Genomic DNA, 14,017 nt, shown 5'->3' with positions numbered 1-14,017 from the left:
CATGAGTAACTTCTCCCCCCGTGAAATCGTCTCCGAACTCGACCGTTTCATCATCGGCCAGAACGACGCCAAGCGCGCCGTCGCCATCGCCTTGCGCAATCGCTGGCGCCGCCAGCAGCTTGAAGGGCAGATGCGCGAGGAGGTCATGCCGAAGAATATCCTGATGATTGGACCGACCGGCGTCGGCAAGACGGAAATTTCCCGCCGTCTCGCCAAGCTCGCCGGTGCTCCTTTCGTCAAGGTGGAAGCGACCAAGTTCACCGAAGTCGGCTATGTGGGCCGCGACGTCGAGCAGATCGTCCGCGACCTCGTCGAGGTTGCCATCACGCTGGTGCGCGAAAAGCGCCGCGAGGACGTGAAGGCCAAGGCGCATCTCAATGCAGAGGAACGCGTGCTGGATGCGCTAGTCGGCAAGACGGCAAGCCCCGCAACCCGCGACAGCTTCCGCAAGAAGCTGCGCAATAACGAGCTCGACGACAAGGAAATCGAAATCGAGGTCGCCGATACCGGCTCCGGCCCGAGCTTCGAGATTCCGGGTATGCCGGGCGCCAATATCGGCGTCATGAACCTGTCCGACATGCTGGGCAAGGCGATGGGCGGGCGCACCAAGACGCGCAAGACAACGGTGAAGGATTCCTATCCGATCCTGATCAACGACGAATCCGACAAGCTTCTGGATCAGGACCAGATCGTGCAGGAAGCGCTTCGCGTCACCGAAGACGAGGGCATCGTGTTCATCGACGAGATCGACAAGATCGCCTCGAGGGAAGGCGGCATGGGTGCGGGCGTGTCGCGGGAAGGCGTGCAGCGCGATCTTCTGCCGCTGGTTGAAGGCACCACGGTCGCGACCAAATACGGGCCGGTGAAGACGGACCACGTGCTGTTCATCGCATCAGGTGCGTTCCACGTCTCCAAGCCGTCCGATCTCCTGCCGGAGCTTCAGGGCCGCCTGCCGATCCGCGTGGAACTCAACGCGCTGACGCGTGAGGACTTCCGTCGCATCCTGACGGAGACCGAAGCAAGCCTGATCAAGCAGTATATCGCCTTGATGGCGACGGAAGAGGTGAAGCTCGAAATCACCGATGACGCCATCGACGCTCTGGCCGATATCGCCGTCGATCTGAATGCGACGGTTGAAAACATCGGCGCGCGCCGCCTGCAAACGGTGATGGAACGGGTTCTGGATGAAATCTCGTTCACCGCTCCCGACAAGACCGGTGCGGTCTTCACAATTGATGCGGCCTATGTGAAAGACAAGATCGGCGGACTTGCCAAGAATACCGATCTTTCGCGCTTCATCCTCTAAAAGCGCTTGCATTTAAGTGGCAGTAAAGCCACGGCTTCCGGCCACTTTCAACGACTGCGCAAAAACCCCTCGACTTGCATCGGGGGGTTTTCTATTTTCCGGCAAATTTACCAGATATTCACCATATTGGGGCCGTTTCCGCACAATGACCAGATCACTGAACCGCTTTGCTGGCCTTTGCCTTGCCTTCATTGTAGCCAGCCAGAGCGCGCAAGCGGCGACCCTTGTTCCACCCGGCAATCGCAATGCGGAACAGCCGCCGATCCCCGGCGCATCCGCCAAGCGCACGCGTGAATTGAGCACGACTTACGAGAAGAAATATCAGAAGATCTACGGTCTGCTGAAAAAGGATGCTGCGCTACGCTCCAAGATCCGTTCCACGGCAGCAGCCTACGGCATCGATCCCATCCACATTGTCGGCGCGATCGTCGGCGAGCACACCTATAATGTCGACGTCTATGACCGGCTGCAGACTTATTACGTCAAGGCCATGTCCTATGTGAATCAGGGAGTCAGCTTCGGCTATGATGGCGAGAGCATCGGCCAGTTCATCAAGCGGCCTGAATTTGCCGATTGCCTGAAGCACAAGGACAGCTATTCGCTGTGGTCCTGCCGCGAGAATGTGTGGAATAAAAGCTTCCGCGGCAAGTCGGTCGGCGGCAACGCCTATCCCAACAACCGCTTCAGCGCGGTGTTCTTCCAGCCTTTCTATGCGGGCCAGACATTCGGCCTTGGTCAGATCAATCCGCTGACGGCCTTGCAGATGTCGGACATGGTGAACCGTGTTTCCGGCCTACCCAAGCTTAATGCCGAAGACGGCAATGCCGTCTACAAGACCATCATGGACCCCGACCTGACGCTGCCCTACATCGCGGCAACGCTGAAACAGTCGATCAACTCCTATCGACAGATCGCCGATTTCGACATTTCGAAGAATCCGGGCCTCACCGCCACGCTCTACAATACCGGCGGCGCGGAAGCGCGCGCGCGGGCCCTGGCCAACGAAAACGCCAGGCGAAAGGCAGACGGCCAGGAACCCCTACTGCCGCAGGAAAATTACTATGGCTGGCTGGTCAATTCCAAATTGGACGAATTGCGCGGCTTATTTTAAGTAAATCAAAGATCATCCAGCCTGGACAGACGGAGAAGCGCTTCAACCTGCTGGCCTGTTTCCCCGGCGACGCTTGCGTGCCGCCTCGATTTCCTCGCTCAGGTGTTTGATCGTTTCGCGATCTATGATGCGGATATTGCGCGCCAGAAGATTGGCAAGCTCCGTCGCGTGCGGCGACAGGCCCGATGTATCGATCACCACACGCGGATGCGACACGGCGGCAAGGTTCTGCAACTCTTCCGCCTCGTCCCAGATAATGTTGAAATAGGTAATGATGCGCTGAAGCAGGTCCCAGGTCGGCTGGCCGCGCCGTCCGTGTTCCAGCGCCGACAGATAGGCCGGGGAAACGCGGAGCGCCGCAGCCATATCCTTCTGCGTCACACCACGTTCTTCCCGTAATTCCCGCAAGCGTATTCCAAATGGCGTCATCGCAGCCTGTTTCCTCCAGGCAATATCTGCTGTGCCGTGTTCTGGGTCTGGCGGCGAAGCCTGACATAAAGCGCGCCATGCCCGCCATGGTGACGCGCCGCATCCTCATAGGCGCTGACCAGAAGCCTGAACAGCGGCGTGGAAAACCAGTGCGGCACCGCCTGCCGCAAAATGCCTTCGCTGCCAAACGAACGGCCCTTGCCGGTGATGACCATGACATGACGCAGGCCGCGCGCATGGGCGCTGACCAGAAATCCGTAGAGCAGGCCGTGCGCTTCGCCCTGCGTAAGACCATGGAGGTCAATGCGGGCTTCAATATCGACGCGGCCTTTCGCTATTTTTCGATGTGTCGGCTTGTCGAGCGACTGAACCTGCATTTCGCCGAGCGCCGACAAGCCCTTCTTCGGCTTGCTCGCCTCCATCGCAGGCTGAACCTTCGCCTTGGCCGGGCGCTTTTCTTCTTCCGCCATCAATGTCTTGAAATCGGGAAGCGCGTCCGGTTTCGCCTTCGGCTTTACCAGCGGCTTTGCGGTCTTGGCGACCGTTTCCCATAAGATGCGGTCTTCGGGCCGCAGATAGTCCTTTTCCGGCTTGTCGGTCGCGCGCGCCATTTAAGTCCCCAGCAGGGTACGCGGCACCAGCGCGTAAAATTCGGCATCGTTCTTGACGCCGCCCGCAATCTCGCCCGCCGCATCGCCCGACCCGGCGAAAAGATCGCCCCGGGCAGGGCCGACGATAGCCGTACCGGTGTCCTGCGCGATCATCAGCCGTTCAAAAGGCTCGCCGTCAAAGACGGTCACAGTCGGCGCGCTGACGTGGATCGGCGTCCCGAACGTATGGAGCAATCTGTCGACGGCCAGCGAACGCCCGGCGGTCAGCGGAACTTTTGCGGCGGCAATCGGACCGGCGTCTGGGTCATCCACCGGCGCTTCCCGGAAGAAAATATAGGACCGGTTCCGCCAGATGAGGTCATCGGCCCGGTCTGGATGTCCGGCCAGCCAGCGGCGGATCGTCTGCATGGAAATTTCCGAGGCCGGAATTTCGCCATTGGCGACCAGAATGCGGCCAATGCCTGTGAACGGGTGGCCGGATTTAGCCGCATAGGTGACGCGCAGCAAGCCGCCATCGCGCAGTTTCAGGCGCGCCGCGCCCTGCACATGCGCGAAAAAAGCATCGACCCGGTCGGCGACGAAAGCGATTTCCAGCCCTCGGCCCGAAAGGCTGCCTCGTTCGATCATTCGGCGGTCGTCATATTCCGCCAGACCGTTTTCCGTCTGGCGCGCAAAGGCAAAGGACGGATTGAGGCCCATCGGGCGGTTTTCGTCCGTGACTTTCACGAGGTCGTCCGGCTGGCGCAGGAAGGGCACCTTGAACTGGTCGTCCGCCTGAAGCGAGGCCTCGATCTCCGGTTCATAGAATGCGGTCACAAAGCCGTTTCCCTGATCGGGAACGATGCGGCAGGGGAGAAAATTCTGTTCGAAAAAACCCCGCGCTTCCGCCCGGTCTGGATTGTCGAGGGCGCGCGCGGCGGCAAAGATCGGCGCCAGCGCTCCGAAACGGATGCCAAGACTCCCGCTCTTGTAGGTTTGGCGGGCAGCGTAATCGGCCGAACGGCGAAATGCGGCGAATGCAGCAGACTGATCGTCCCGGTCCCAGCCCGGACAATCCGAAAAGGCCACCGGGCGCAAAATCCTCGCCAAGCCGTTCATCGCCGTATCCGTCAATCATACACAAACAAAAAGGCCGCTGGGGTCAGCGGCCCGATTCATATGTTTTCTCTTAATCTTCCGCTTCGGTCGCTACAAGCTTCCAGTTCGGATCGCGCGACCGGGTATCGCGGGCAAAGGTCCACAAATCCTTGATTTCGAGCACGTTGTCCGCATCGCCGTCGATAAGCTTGCCTTCCTTGTCATAGGTGGAAGAAATCATCTGGCTGACGATATTGACCGTCACATGCGCTTCCGATCCCTTCATCTCGGCGCCGGTGATTTCCGCCTTGTCGATGCCGACGAAGGACGAACGCACGCTTTCGCCGCGGGCTTCGCGCTCGTCGATCGCTGAAACAAAGCCCTCGAAGACATCCTTGGAAAGAAGGTTTTTCAAAACCTTGCGATCCCCGTCAGCGAAGGACATCACAATCATTTCATAGGCGATCTTTACGCCGTCCACGAAACCGGCGGGATCGAACGACGAATCGGCAGCGTAAATCGCGCGCAGGCCGTCATTAACGGGTGTGCCAAGAGGAGCCGCCTTGTCGATAGCGGTAAAATCCTTTTCGCCCGTCCGGCGCGGAAGGGAGACGACGTTGTCCGTCTCGCTGTTCGCTGGTGCAACATCGGCACTGCGTGCCGACGTGTACGGATCGAAGGGCGGTTTTTCATTTCCGGTACGACGGCCAAGAACATTCCTCAGCTGGAGAAAGATGATCACCGCTGCGATGAAGAAGAATATCGTGCCAAAATCAAAAAATTCCATGCCGCCTGCCGCTAATTGAAGGAACCGGCGTTTCGCCTTTCCTATCCCCAGAGCGTTTCCCGTTCTGAGTGAACCATTGGAAATGCTCTATCCATTTGTCCTTACGCGCATCTTTTTCCGAAAACCGCTTCGCATTTTTCGGGATACGCTGCCATTTATATCTCATACATATAGATCGGCTTACGTCATCATTCAAATCCCGATCATGCGTACCTATTTGATATTGCATGACAGACAGTTTCAATTTCGTTCCGAACCTTAAAAAGTTACAATTCAGGCTAGACTGAACCCCGGAACCAAACAACAAAGGTCGTAACCTCCGTGTCCTCCTCTTTCGCCCCTCTCGTCCTGCTGGCGATGCCTTTCATCGAAATTGCCGGTTTCGTCATCGTCGGCAGCAAGATCGGCGTTTTCGCGACCCTCGGCCTGGTTATCCTGAGCGCGATGCTGGGCTTTTTCCTCCTGCGCGTGCAGGGCATCGGGCTTTTGCAGCGCATTCGCACCGAAACTGCGGCCGGGCGCGTTCCGGATCGCGAAGTGGTGCATGGCGCCATGCTGGTTCTGGCGGCGATCCTGCTGATCGTGCCCGGCTTTGTGAGCAGCGCCATCGGCATTCTGCTGTTCGTTCCGTTCATTCGCGATGTCATGTGGGAAAAATTCATGCGCGGCCGCATGGTCGTCGCCACGTCGGCACGCTATTCGGACGGTTACGGGCAGCAGCGCCCCGGCCACAATCCGCGCCAGGACCATGTCATTGATCTCGATCCTGAAGATTATACCGCCCGGCCCGACGATAAATCTGGCAAGTGACGATCGCTGAATGCACAAATACTAACCTAAAAAGCCTTTCTTGCCTCATGCTCGCGCACATGCTAGCCAAACACTTCGACCTTTCGGAGCAGCTTGCGCACAGGCTGCGCCGGAAGCGCAAAAATCTCAATCACCGATAGAAGGCATACCGATAATGAGCGATAAGGCCGCGGGCGAAGTAAAGAACGGCAATGGCGCGACGGCCGAGCCGTCCCTCAACATTCTGGCGCAATATGTGAAGGACCTGTCCTTTGAAAGCCCGGGCGCGCCGCTGTCGCTGCGCCCGCGCGAGAAGGCACCGTCCATCAACATCAATGTCAACGTCAACGCCAATCCGCTGTCCGAAACGGATTTCGACGTCGTGCTGACGCTGGAAGCCAAGGCCGTCGACGGCAAGGACGTCCTTTTCAACACCGAGCTGGTCTATGGCGGCGTGTTCCGCATTCAGAGCATCCCGCAGGAGCACATGCTGCCGCTTCTGTTCATCGAATGCCCGCGTCTCCTTTTCCCGTTCGCACGTCAGATCATCGCAGACGCAACGCGCAACGGCGGCTACCCGCCGCTGATGATCGACCCGATCGATTTCGCGCAGATGTTCCAGACCCGCATGGCCGAAGAACAGGCCAAAGCCGCTGTGAAAAGCTGATCGCAAACTTCATGAAGCAAAAAGCCCGGTTCGACCGGGCTTTTTTCATTCGGGCGGAATTTTTAAGACAGATATTTCTTCCAGATGGCCTTGTCGCCGAGCTTGGCCACAAGTGCCGTGTGAGCCGCGCGTTCCTCATCCGTAATGCGCGGTGCAAGCGGTCTCGGACGCGCAGCAAGGATGATGCCCGCGCCGCTATCCCCGGTATTGCTGCCGCTCGTCGTTCCCCCGATGCTGAGGCCGAGCGCCGTCTGCTTGCCGCCGATCAGTTCAATATAGACTTCCGCCAAAATCTCGGAATCGAGCAAGGCGCCGTGCAGGGTGCGGTGGCCGTTTTCGATGCCATAGCGCTTGCACAGCGCATCGAGCGAGTTCGGACCCATCGGGTGCTTGCGGCGCGCCAGCGCCAGCGTATCGATGATGCGTTCCGCCTGGATTTCAGCCTTTCCCAGCCGTGCCAGTTCCGCATTGATAAAGCCAAGGTCGAACATGGCATTATGCGCGACGAGCTTCGCGCCATCGAAAAATTCCAGAAACTCGTCCAGAATTTCCGCGAATGTCGGCTTGTCCAGCAATTGCTCATTGCTGATGCCGTGCACCGCAAGCGCCTCGGGGTGAACCTGACGTCCCTGCGGGTTGATGTATTTGTGGAATCTGCGGCCTGTGGGAAACTTGTTGATCAGTTCCACGCCGCCGATTTCGATCACACGGTCCTCAAGCCTTTCCAGACCGGTGGTTTCCGTATCGAAAACGATTTCACGCATTGAAGAACCTCTCGGGAAATATGTTGAACAGCTATAGCACAGCGGCTGCCGCTATTCGGTCGCGACCGCAGGCTTTCCACTTAATTCCGCGACGATTTCGGTAATCTGGCGGCGCAGATTGTCGAAACTCCCGCTCGTATCGATAATGAAATCCGCGCGCGCGCGCTTTTCGGCGTCCGGCGTCTGGCGGGCGAGAATGGCGTCGAGCTTTTCTTCGCTCATGCCCGGCCTTGCAAGTACGCGGGCGCGCTGCACCTCGGCGGGCGCGGAGACGACCACGATCTTGTCCACCCGCCTGTCGCCGCCGGTTTCGAAAAGCAGCGGAATGTCGATCAGCGCCAGGGCCGCGCCAGTTTCTTCCGCCTCGCGGCGAAAGGCTTCTTCTTCCTCACGCACAAGCGGATGGACGATAGCCTCCAGCTTTTTCAGGGCTTCCGGTTTTCCAATGACGGCGGCGGAAAGCTTGTCCCGGTTGACCGCACCGTTTTCCACCGCGCCCGGAAAAGCAGCCTCGATCAACGGGGCCGCGCGACCGGAATAAAGCCGATGCACGGCATCATCGGCGCTATAGATTGGCACGCCGGCTTCGGCGAACATGTTCGCCGCCGTTGTTTTTCCCATGCCGATGGAGCCGGTCAGTCCGAGCACGATCATAAAGCACCAGCCTTTTTCATATCCGCCAGAATATGCTCACGCAGGGCTTTCGTCACTTGCGGCCTTTTGCCGAACCAGCGCTCAAAACCCGGAACGGCCTGATGCAGCAGCATGCCAAGCCCGTCCACGGTTGCCAGTCCGGCTTCTTCGGCCTTTTTCAGAAACGGCGTTTGAAGCGGCACATAAACGATATCGGTAGCGACTGCCTTTGGCGACGCCTTGCCAAGATCGAGCGGGAATTTTTCCCCGTCATCATGGCCGCTCATGCCGAGCGATGTGGTGTTGACGATCAGTCCGGCATCGGAAACGAGGTCCTGTGCCGCATCCCATCCATGCGCCGCGACACGCGGTCCGAAATGGGCCGCAAGATCCTCTGCCCGGCTCACCGTGCGATTGACGATGGCGACTTTCGCAAAGCCGCGCGACAGGAGCGCATGAACGATTGCCCGGCTTGCGCCACCGGCCCCCAGGACAAGGGCGCTGTCGGCATTGTCCCAGCCGGGAGCCGACGCATCGAGATTGGCGGCAAAACCGTAGGCATCCGTATTACCGCCGTGAAGCCTGCCGCCCTCAAGCCAGAGCGTGTTGACCGCGCCGATGGCTTTGGCCGCCTCGTCCAGACTTTCCACGGCAGCAAAGGCTGCTTCCTTGTGCGGAATGGTGACATTGCCACCGGCAAAACCGTTTTCGGCCAGTGAGGAAGCGAAGGAGGCAAAGTCCTCCGGCTTTACTTCTATGGCCTCATAGGAACCGTCTATCCCGAGTTCGGCGAGCCAGAAACCGTGGATCAGCGGCGAGCGTGAGTGTTTTATCGGAAAGCCGGTGACAAATGCCTTCTTAGCCATCGATCAGTTTTTCCTTGCGCAGTTCGTCGAGCAGCGGCAGGAGCGGCAGGCCGACAATCGTGAAATAATCGCCATCAATCTTCTCAAAGAGCTGGATGCCCGGCCCCTCCACCTGATAGGCGCCGACGCTGCAAAGGGCAGTGTCCCCGACGCGGCCGAGATAACGCCCGACAAAACCGGGATCGAGATCGCGCATCGTCATGCGAGCGATCGAAACGTGACGCCACAGGGTTTTGCCATCCTTCGCCAGCACGACAGCGCTGTTCAATTGGTGGGTCATGCCGGAAAATTTCAGGAGCTGGCGGCGCGCCGCCTCCATATCGGCGGGCTTGTGGAAAATCTTGTCGCCGAGCGACAGGGTCTGGTCGCAGCCGATCACCACCGCGCCGGGGTTCTTCTCGCTCACATCGAGCGCCTTCGCCTCGGCCAGAACCTGCGCGACCTCTTCCGGCGTGGCGCCCGTTTCGTAAAGCGGGGCTTCGACAGCGCGCTCGTCGACCTCCGCGCTTGCCGTTGAAAAAGCGATGCCGGCATTTTTCAGCAAGGCCGAACGGAAAGGGCTTTTGGAGGCAAGGATAAGTTCAGTCATGGTCGAAATCCCTTCTGTTAGTCTTTTCGCGCAGCAAAGCGAGGATAGCCGCCGCGGTTTCCTCGATCGACCGGCGCGACACGTCTATGATCGGCCAGCCGTGCCGATTGCATATATTACGCGCATAAGCCAGTTCTTCCGAGATGGAAACGCGGTCCGTATAAAGCCCGGTATCCAGCGACGGCACATTGCCGAGCGGCCGGTTCTGGCGGATTTGCGAAATCCGTTCGGCGGTGGCGACCAGCCCGACGACCAGCGGCCTTTTGGTTGTGAACAGGACTTCCGGCAGTGGAATGCCAAGCACGATGGGAACATTGGTGGTCTTGATGCCGCGATTGGCGAGATAAATGCTCGTCGGCGTCTTGGATGTGCGTGAAATGCCGACCAGAATGACGTCAGCTTCCTCTATATCATAGGGTAATTGCCCGTCATCATGCTCCATCGTGAAATTGAGCGCGTCAATCCGCCGGAAATAATCGGCATTGAGGACATGCTGCGCACTGGCGCGGCGGTGCGCGGGCGCACCGAGATAGGATTGAAACGTGTTGAGCACCGGCTCCAGCACGGAAACGCTGGGGACCCCCATTTCCGCGCAGGATTCGTCAATGATCGCCGCCAGTTTCTGGTCCACGATTGTATAGAGCACGATGCCAGGCTCCGCATCGATGCCTTCGAGAACCTTGCGCAGCTGCTTTTCGGTGCGGATCAGCGGATAGATATGCTCGATGGCACGCGCATTGGCATATTGCGCCGCCGCCGCGCGGCCCGCCGCGAGGAGAGTCTCTCCGGTCGCATCAGAAATCAGATGAAGATGAAAGTAGGAAAGCGGTCTCACCACAGTTTTTTTGCCCTCCTGTTGACGGCTGTGCGTAACGGACGAACGTCTTTCACAAGCCATGGCAGGCGGTGGGAAACTTGGCAAGTCATCCACAGCGGGCGAACATGTGGTGAGCGATTATCAACAAATGTGGACAAGACTCACGAATCCGCGAAATCCCGCGGTAATTCCCAGCTTTTCCACAAATCGGCATGCACTGCGTCAATTGGTAACCCTTTATATTAAAAGAGGGAATTGAGTTTTCTTTTTATTTGGTCAGACTGTCGGTGAATAATTGCACAGGATGAGACGGCAATTTCGGAACTGTGGGGAAAACCGGGACAGAGCTTAATCCCCGATTCCAACAGACTCTAAGAATCAAAAGATTCCTGAATCATCCCTTCTTTATGAGAACCGGACTGGATAACTTTTGACCAACGCCGGATCAGGTAACCAACAAAGCGGATAAAAATCAGATGAAGCGCAAGGTCTTGAGAGTGATCGACGGCGAAACGGTGTTTCCGCCTCCAATCTGGATGATGCGACAGGCCGGACGCTATCTTCCCGAATATCGCGAGACCCGCAAAAAGGCTGGAAGCTTTCTCGATCTGTGCTACTCGCCCGATCTGGCCGTCGAGGTGACCCTTCAGCCGATCCGCCGCTTTGGCTTTGATGCAGCCATTCTCTTTTCGGACATTCTTGTCATCCCTCACGCCCTTGGACGTGACCTTCGCTTTGAAGAAGGCAAAGGACCTTTGATGACGCCGATCGATGCCGACGAGATTTTCTGGCTTGAGACGGAAGGCGTCGCCAAAAGGCTTGAGCCGGTCTACGAGACGGTTCGGCTGCTGCGCGAGCAGTTGCCCAACGAAACCACGCTGCTCGGCTTCTGCGGCGCTCCCTGGACCGTTGCGACCTACATGATTGCCGGTCACGGCACGCCGGATCAGGCGCCCGCCCGTCTTTTCGCCTATCGCTTCCCGGAAGCCTTTGAAAAGCTCCTGAACGATCTTGCCGATGTTTCCGCCGAATATCTCATCGAACAGCTCGATGCGGGCGCAGACGCGGTTCAGATTTTCGATTCCTGGTCTGGCGTTCTGGACGAGGACTGCTTTGAGCGTTTCTGCATCCAGCCCGTTGCCCGGATCGTCCAGAAGGTGAGGGCGGTTTATCCGGAGGCCCGCATCATCGGCTTCCCGAAAGGAGCCGGGATGCTTTATGCGAGCTATCGCCAGAAGACCGGTGTGGACGCGCTTGGCCTCGACTGGTCGGTTCCCCTGTCCTTTGCGGCCGCCTTGCAGGAAGAGGGCGCGGTGCAGGGCAATCTCGATCCGCTGCGCGTGGTGGCTGGCGGCAGCGCTCTGGATGAAGGCATCGATGCCGTTCTCGAACGGCTGGGCCAGGGCCCGCTGATCTTCAATCTTGGACACGGAATCACGCCACAAGCGCCAATCGAAAATGTGCAGCGCATGGTCGACCGTATTCGCGGAGGAAAATCATGAGCCAGACAGCTCCGGAAAATCGCGGATCGGCGGTTGCCATTCGCATAGTCGTTTCGCTGGTCGTGGTCGCGCTCGGCGTCTGGGCATTGTTTCACGTGAATCCAGCCGACGCCTATCTCTGGGTCAAATCGCTGCACGTGATTGCCGTCATCGCATGGATGGCGGGGATGCTCTATCTGCCACGCCTTTTCGTCTATCACACTGCCGCAAAACCCGGTTCCGAAACGTCAGAAACATTCAAGGTGATGGAGCGCCGCCTGCTGCGCTTCATCATCAATCCCGCCATGGCCGTGACCTGGATCGCCGGCCTGTGGATGGCCTGGGAAATCTTCGGATTTCAGGGCGGCTGGCTGCATGTCAAGCTGCTGCTCGTCGTGCTGATGTCCGGCCTGCATGGCTATCTGTCGAAATCCGCGCGGCTTTTTGCGGAAGACCGCAACATGCGCTCGGCAAAGCACTGGCGAATCATCAATGAAGTGCCGACGGTTCTTATGATCCTGATCGTCATACTGGTGATCGTGAAGCCGTTCTGATCTGAAAACGACTTTAAAAAGAAACCCGCTCGCCGGGTTTCTGCCATTTTTCTGTTGCAGAAATTTCCTGCTATCCCTACATGAGGCTTGCTCTACACGCTGCAAATCAGTATGTAGGAAGCCTCTTCCCTTCAAGACAGCAGGCCTTCGATGCCGGTCACGATCCAAGTGGCCACCTTTCCGAACAACTGCATTTTCTCCTTACATTTTAAAAAGAGTTCCTCATCCATGCAGGAAATGAAACTACAAGAACTGAAAAACAAGACACCGGTGGAGCTGCTGGCTTTTGCCGAAACGCTTGAGGTCGAAAACGCGAGCGCCATGCGCAAGCAGGAACTGATGTTCGCGATCCTCAAGAAACTGGCAGCCCAGGACGTCGAAATTATCGGCGAAGGCGTCGTCGAGGTGCTGCAGGATGGATTTGGCTTCCTGCGTTCCGCCGACGCTAACTATCTGCCGGGTCCTGACGATATTTATATTTCTCCCTCGCAGCTGCGTCGTTTCTCGCTCAAGACCGGCGATACGGTCGAAGGACCGATCCGCGGCCCCAAGGAAGGCGAGCGTTATTTCGCGCTGCTCAAGGTCAATACGATCAATTTCGAAGATCCGGAAAAAATCCGTCACAAGGTTCACTTCGACAATCTGACGCCGCTCTACCCGAATGAGCGCTTCAAGATGGAACTGGAAGTTCCGACCTCCAAGGATCTGTCGCCGCGCGTCATCGATCTGGTGGCACCGCTCGGCAAGGGCCAGCGCGGCCTGATCGTCGCGCCGCCGCGTACCGGTAAGACCGTTCTTCTGCAGAACATTGCCCATTCGATCACCGCAAACCATCCCGAATGCTATCTCATCGTTCTTCTGATCGATGAACGTCCGGAAGAAGTGACCGACATGCAGCGTTCGGTGAAGGGCGAAGTGATTTCGTCGACTTTCGATGAACCGGCGGCGCGTCACGTTCAGGTTGCCGAAATGGTCATCGAAAAGGCCAAGCGTCTTGTCGAACATGGCCGCGACGTTGTGATTCTGCTCGACTCGATCACCCGCCTCGGTCGCGCCTACAACACGGTTGTTCCGTCTTCCGGCAAGGTTCTGACCGGCGGTGTCGACGCCAACGCGCTTCAGCGTCCGAAGCGCTTCTTCGGTGCTGCACGCAACATCGAAGAGGGTGGCTCGCTCACCATCATCGCCACCGCGCTGATCGATACGGGCAGCCGCATGGACGAAGTGATCTTTGAAGAATTCAAGGGCACTGGCAACTCGGAAATCGTGCTCGACCGCAAGGTGGCCGACAAGCGTATCTTCCCGGCCATGGACATTCTCAAGTCCGGCACCCGCAAGGAAGACCTGCTGGTTCCGCGCGCCGATCTGCAGAAGATTTTCGTTCTGCGCCGTATTCTCGCGCCAATGGGCACGACCGACGCGATCGAATTCCTTATCGACAAGCTCAAGCAGACCAAGAGCAATGGCGAATTCTTCGATTCGATGAATACGTAATCGGCTCCATAGCGCCATTTGAAACGCCGCACGGGAAACCGT

General features: G+C 58.0%; 16 protein-coding genes. 7 read left to right on the top strand and 9 right to left on the bottom strand.

Annotated features, from left to right (window positions below; translation table 11 throughout):
* Position 1 precedes the first annotated feature (1 nt).
* Both hslU and F9K78_RS13430 read left to right on the top strand, forming a co-directional pair.
* Positions 2 to 1,306, top strand: a complete 1,305-nt coding sequence (hslU, locus tag F9K78_RS13435) for an ATP-dependent protease ATPase subunit HslU (RefSeq protein WP_121981213.1) — start codon at positions 2 to 4, stop codon at positions 1,304 to 1,306.
* Positions 1,307 to 1,451: 145 nt separating this feature from the next.
* Entirely contained in the window at positions 1,452 to 2,417 is a 966-nt protein-coding gene (locus F9K78_RS13430) for a DUF1402 family protein (RefSeq protein WP_121986857.1), read from the top strand.
* Positions 2,418 to 2,459: 42 nt separating this feature from the next.
* Here the strand turns inward: F9K78_RS13430 and F9K78_RS13425 are convergent, their stop codons facing one another.
* From F9K78_RS13425 to F9K78_RS13410, 4 genes are all read right to left on the bottom strand, one after another.
* Complete coding sequence (locus F9K78_RS13425; RefSeq protein WP_121981211.1) at positions 2,460 to 2,846, bottom strand: helix-turn-helix domain-containing protein; 387 nt, start codon at positions 2,844 to 2,846, stop codon at positions 2,460 to 2,462.
* Positions 2,843 to 3,457, bottom strand: coding sequence for a Smr/MutS family protein (locus F9K78_RS13420; RefSeq protein ID WP_121986858.1), 615 nt, complete (start codon positions 3,455 to 3,457; stop codon positions 2,843 to 2,845). Before F9K78_RS13420 ends, F9K78_RS13425 begins: the two co-directional genes overlap by 4 nt.
* Positions 3,458 to 4,555, bottom strand: a complete 1,098-nt coding sequence (mltA, locus tag F9K78_RS13415) for a murein transglycosylase A (RefSeq protein ID WP_121986859.1) — start codon at positions 4,553 to 4,555, stop codon at positions 3,458 to 3,460.
* 70 nt (positions 4,556 to 4,625) lie between these two features.
* Complete coding sequence (locus F9K78_RS13410; protein ID WP_121986860.1) at positions 4,626 to 5,321, bottom strand: Tim44/TimA family putative adaptor protein; 696 nt, start codon at positions 5,319 to 5,321, stop codon at positions 4,626 to 4,628.
* Positions 5,322 to 5,642: 321 nt separating this feature from the next.
* On the opposite strand from F9K78_RS13410, the gene F9K78_RS13405 reads away from it, so the two are divergent.
* The gene (locus F9K78_RS13405; RefSeq protein ID WP_121986861.1) at positions 5,643 to 6,131 is read left to right on the top strand and encodes an FxsA family protein; all 489 of its coding nucleotides are present in this window, start codon (positions 5,643 to 5,645) and stop codon (positions 6,129 to 6,131) included.
* 154 nt (positions 6,132 to 6,285) lie between these two features.
* Positions 6,286 to 6,777 carry a protein-export chaperone SecB gene (gene secB, locus F9K78_RS13400; protein ID WP_121986862.1) on the top strand — a complete coding sequence of 164 codons (492 nt, stop codon included), beginning with the start codon at positions 6,286 to 6,288 and terminating at the stop codon, positions 6,775 to 6,777.
* Between the two features lie 62 nt (positions 6,778 to 6,839).
* Here the strand turns inward: secB and dnaQ are convergent, their stop codons facing one another.
* The 5 genes from dnaQ to F9K78_RS13375 are packed head-to-tail and all read right to left on the bottom strand — an operon-like array spanning position 6,840 to position 10,467.
* The gene (gene dnaQ, locus F9K78_RS13395; RefSeq protein ID WP_121986863.1) at positions 6,840 to 7,541 is read right to left on the bottom strand and encodes a DNA polymerase III subunit epsilon; all 702 of its coding nucleotides are present in this window, start codon (positions 7,539 to 7,541) and stop codon (positions 6,840 to 6,842) included.
* 51 nt (positions 7,542 to 7,592) lie between these two features.
* Positions 7,593 to 8,195 (bottom strand): dephospho-CoA kinase, encoded by a 603-nt coding sequence (gene coaE / locus F9K78_RS13390; protein WP_121986864.1) that lies wholly within the window; start codon positions 8,193 to 8,195, stop codon positions 7,593 to 7,595.
* Positions 8,192 to 9,040: a shikimate dehydrogenase gene (locus F9K78_RS13385; RefSeq protein ID WP_121986865.1), complete on the bottom strand. Its 849-nt coding sequence runs from the start codon at positions 9,038 to 9,040 to the stop codon at positions 8,192 to 8,194. The genes coaE and F9K78_RS13385 overlap by 4 nt, the downstream gene beginning before the upstream one ends.
* Positions 9,033 to 9,629 (bottom strand): Maf-like protein, encoded by a 597-nt coding sequence (locus tag F9K78_RS13380; protein WP_121986866.1) that lies wholly within the window; start codon positions 9,627 to 9,629, stop codon positions 9,033 to 9,035. The genes F9K78_RS13385 and F9K78_RS13380 overlap by 8 nt, the downstream gene beginning before the upstream one ends.
* Positions 9,622 to 10,467, bottom strand: a complete 846-nt coding sequence (locus F9K78_RS13375) for a pyruvate, water dikinase regulatory protein (protein WP_121986867.1) — start codon at positions 10,465 to 10,467, stop codon at positions 9,622 to 9,624. Before F9K78_RS13375 ends, F9K78_RS13380 begins: the two co-directional genes overlap by 8 nt.
* Before the next feature lie 455 nt (positions 10,468 to 10,922).
* Here F9K78_RS13375 and hemE point away from each other — a divergent pair, with 455 nt between their 5' ends.
* From hemE to rho, 3 genes are all read left to right on the top strand, one after another.
* On the top strand, positions 10,923 to 11,948 hold the full coding sequence (gene hemE, locus F9K78_RS13365; protein ID WP_121986868.1) for a uroporphyrinogen decarboxylase: 1,026 nt from the start codon (positions 10,923 to 10,925) through the stop codon (positions 11,946 to 11,948).
* Complete coding sequence (gene hemJ, locus F9K78_RS13360; RefSeq protein ID WP_121986869.1) at positions 11,945 to 12,481, top strand: protoporphyrinogen oxidase HemJ; 537 nt, start codon at positions 11,945 to 11,947, stop codon at positions 12,479 to 12,481. The genes hemE and hemJ overlap by 4 nt, the downstream gene beginning before the upstream one ends.
* Positions 12,482 to 12,709: 228 nt before the next feature.
* Positions 12,710 to 13,975 carry a transcription termination factor Rho gene (rho, locus tag F9K78_RS13355; protein ID WP_105543315.1) on the top strand — a complete coding sequence of 422 codons (1,266 nt, stop codon included), beginning with the start codon at positions 12,710 to 12,712 and terminating at the stop codon, positions 13,973 to 13,975.
* The last annotated feature ends 42 nt before the right edge of the window (positions 13,976 to 14,017 follow it).

This window comes from Brucella pseudintermedia, assembly GCF_008932435.1.
GTDB classification, from domain to species: domain Bacteria; phylum Pseudomonadota; class Alphaproteobacteria; order Rhizobiales; family Rhizobiaceae; genus Brucella; species Brucella pseudintermedia.
The sequence above is the reverse complement of the archived record's forward strand: the minus strand, read 5'-3'. Positions and strand labels throughout refer to the sequence as shown.

What these genes read in the sequence shown, in the direction of transcription:
- F9K78_RS13380 (WP_121986866.1), bottom strand. Translation starts at nt 9,629, where the DNA reads ATGACTGAACTTATCCTTGCCTCCAAAAGCCCTTTCCGTTCGGCCTTG.
- F9K78_RS13430 (WP_121986857.1), top strand. Translation starts at nt 1,452, where the DNA reads ATGACCAGATCACTGAACCGCTTTGCTGGCCTTTGCCTTGCCTTCATT.
- coaE (WP_121986864.1), bottom strand. Translation starts at nt 8,195, where the DNA reads ATGATCGTGCTCGGACTGACCGGCTCCATCGGCATGGGAAAAACAACG.
- dnaQ (WP_121986863.1), bottom strand. Translation starts at nt 7,541, where the DNA reads ATGCGTGAAATCGTTTTCGATACGGAAACCACCGGTCTGGAAAGGCTT.
- F9K78_RS13410 (WP_121986860.1), bottom strand. Translation starts at nt 5,321, where the DNA reads ATGGAATTTTTTGATTTTGGCACGATATTCTTCTTCATCGCAGCGGTG.
- F9K78_RS13385 (WP_121986865.1), bottom strand. Translation starts at nt 9,040, where the DNA reads ATGGCTAAGAAGGCATTTGTCACCGGCTTTCCGATAAAACACTCACGC.
- mltA (WP_121986859.1), bottom strand. Translation starts at nt 4,555, where the DNA reads ATGAACGGCTTGGCGAGGATTTTGCGCCCGGTGGCCTTTTCGGATTGT.
- rho (WP_105543315.1), top strand. Translation starts at nt 12,710, where the DNA reads ATGCAGGAAATGAAACTACAAGAACTGAAAAACAAGACACCGGTGGAG.
- hemJ (WP_121986869.1), top strand. Translation starts at nt 11,945, where the DNA reads ATGAGCCAGACAGCTCCGGAAAATCGCGGATCGGCGGTTGCCATTCGC.
- F9K78_RS13425 (WP_121981211.1), bottom strand. Translation starts at nt 2,846, where the DNA reads ATGACGCCATTTGGAATACGCTTGCGGGAATTACGGGAAGAACGTGGT.
- secB (WP_121986862.1), top strand. Translation starts at nt 6,286, where the DNA reads ATGAGCGATAAGGCCGCGGGCGAAGTAAAGAACGGCAATGGCGCGACG.
- hemE (WP_121986868.1), top strand. Translation starts at nt 10,923, where the DNA reads ATGAAGCGCAAGGTCTTGAGAGTGATCGACGGCGAAACGGTGTTTCCG.
- F9K78_RS13420 (WP_121986858.1), bottom strand. Translation starts at nt 3,457, where the DNA reads ATGGCGCGCGCGACCGACAAGCCGGAAAAGGACTATCTGCGGCCCGAA.
- hslU (WP_121981213.1), top strand. Translation starts at nt 2, where the DNA reads ATGAGTAACTTCTCCCCCCGTGAAATCGTCTCCGAACTCGACCGTTTC.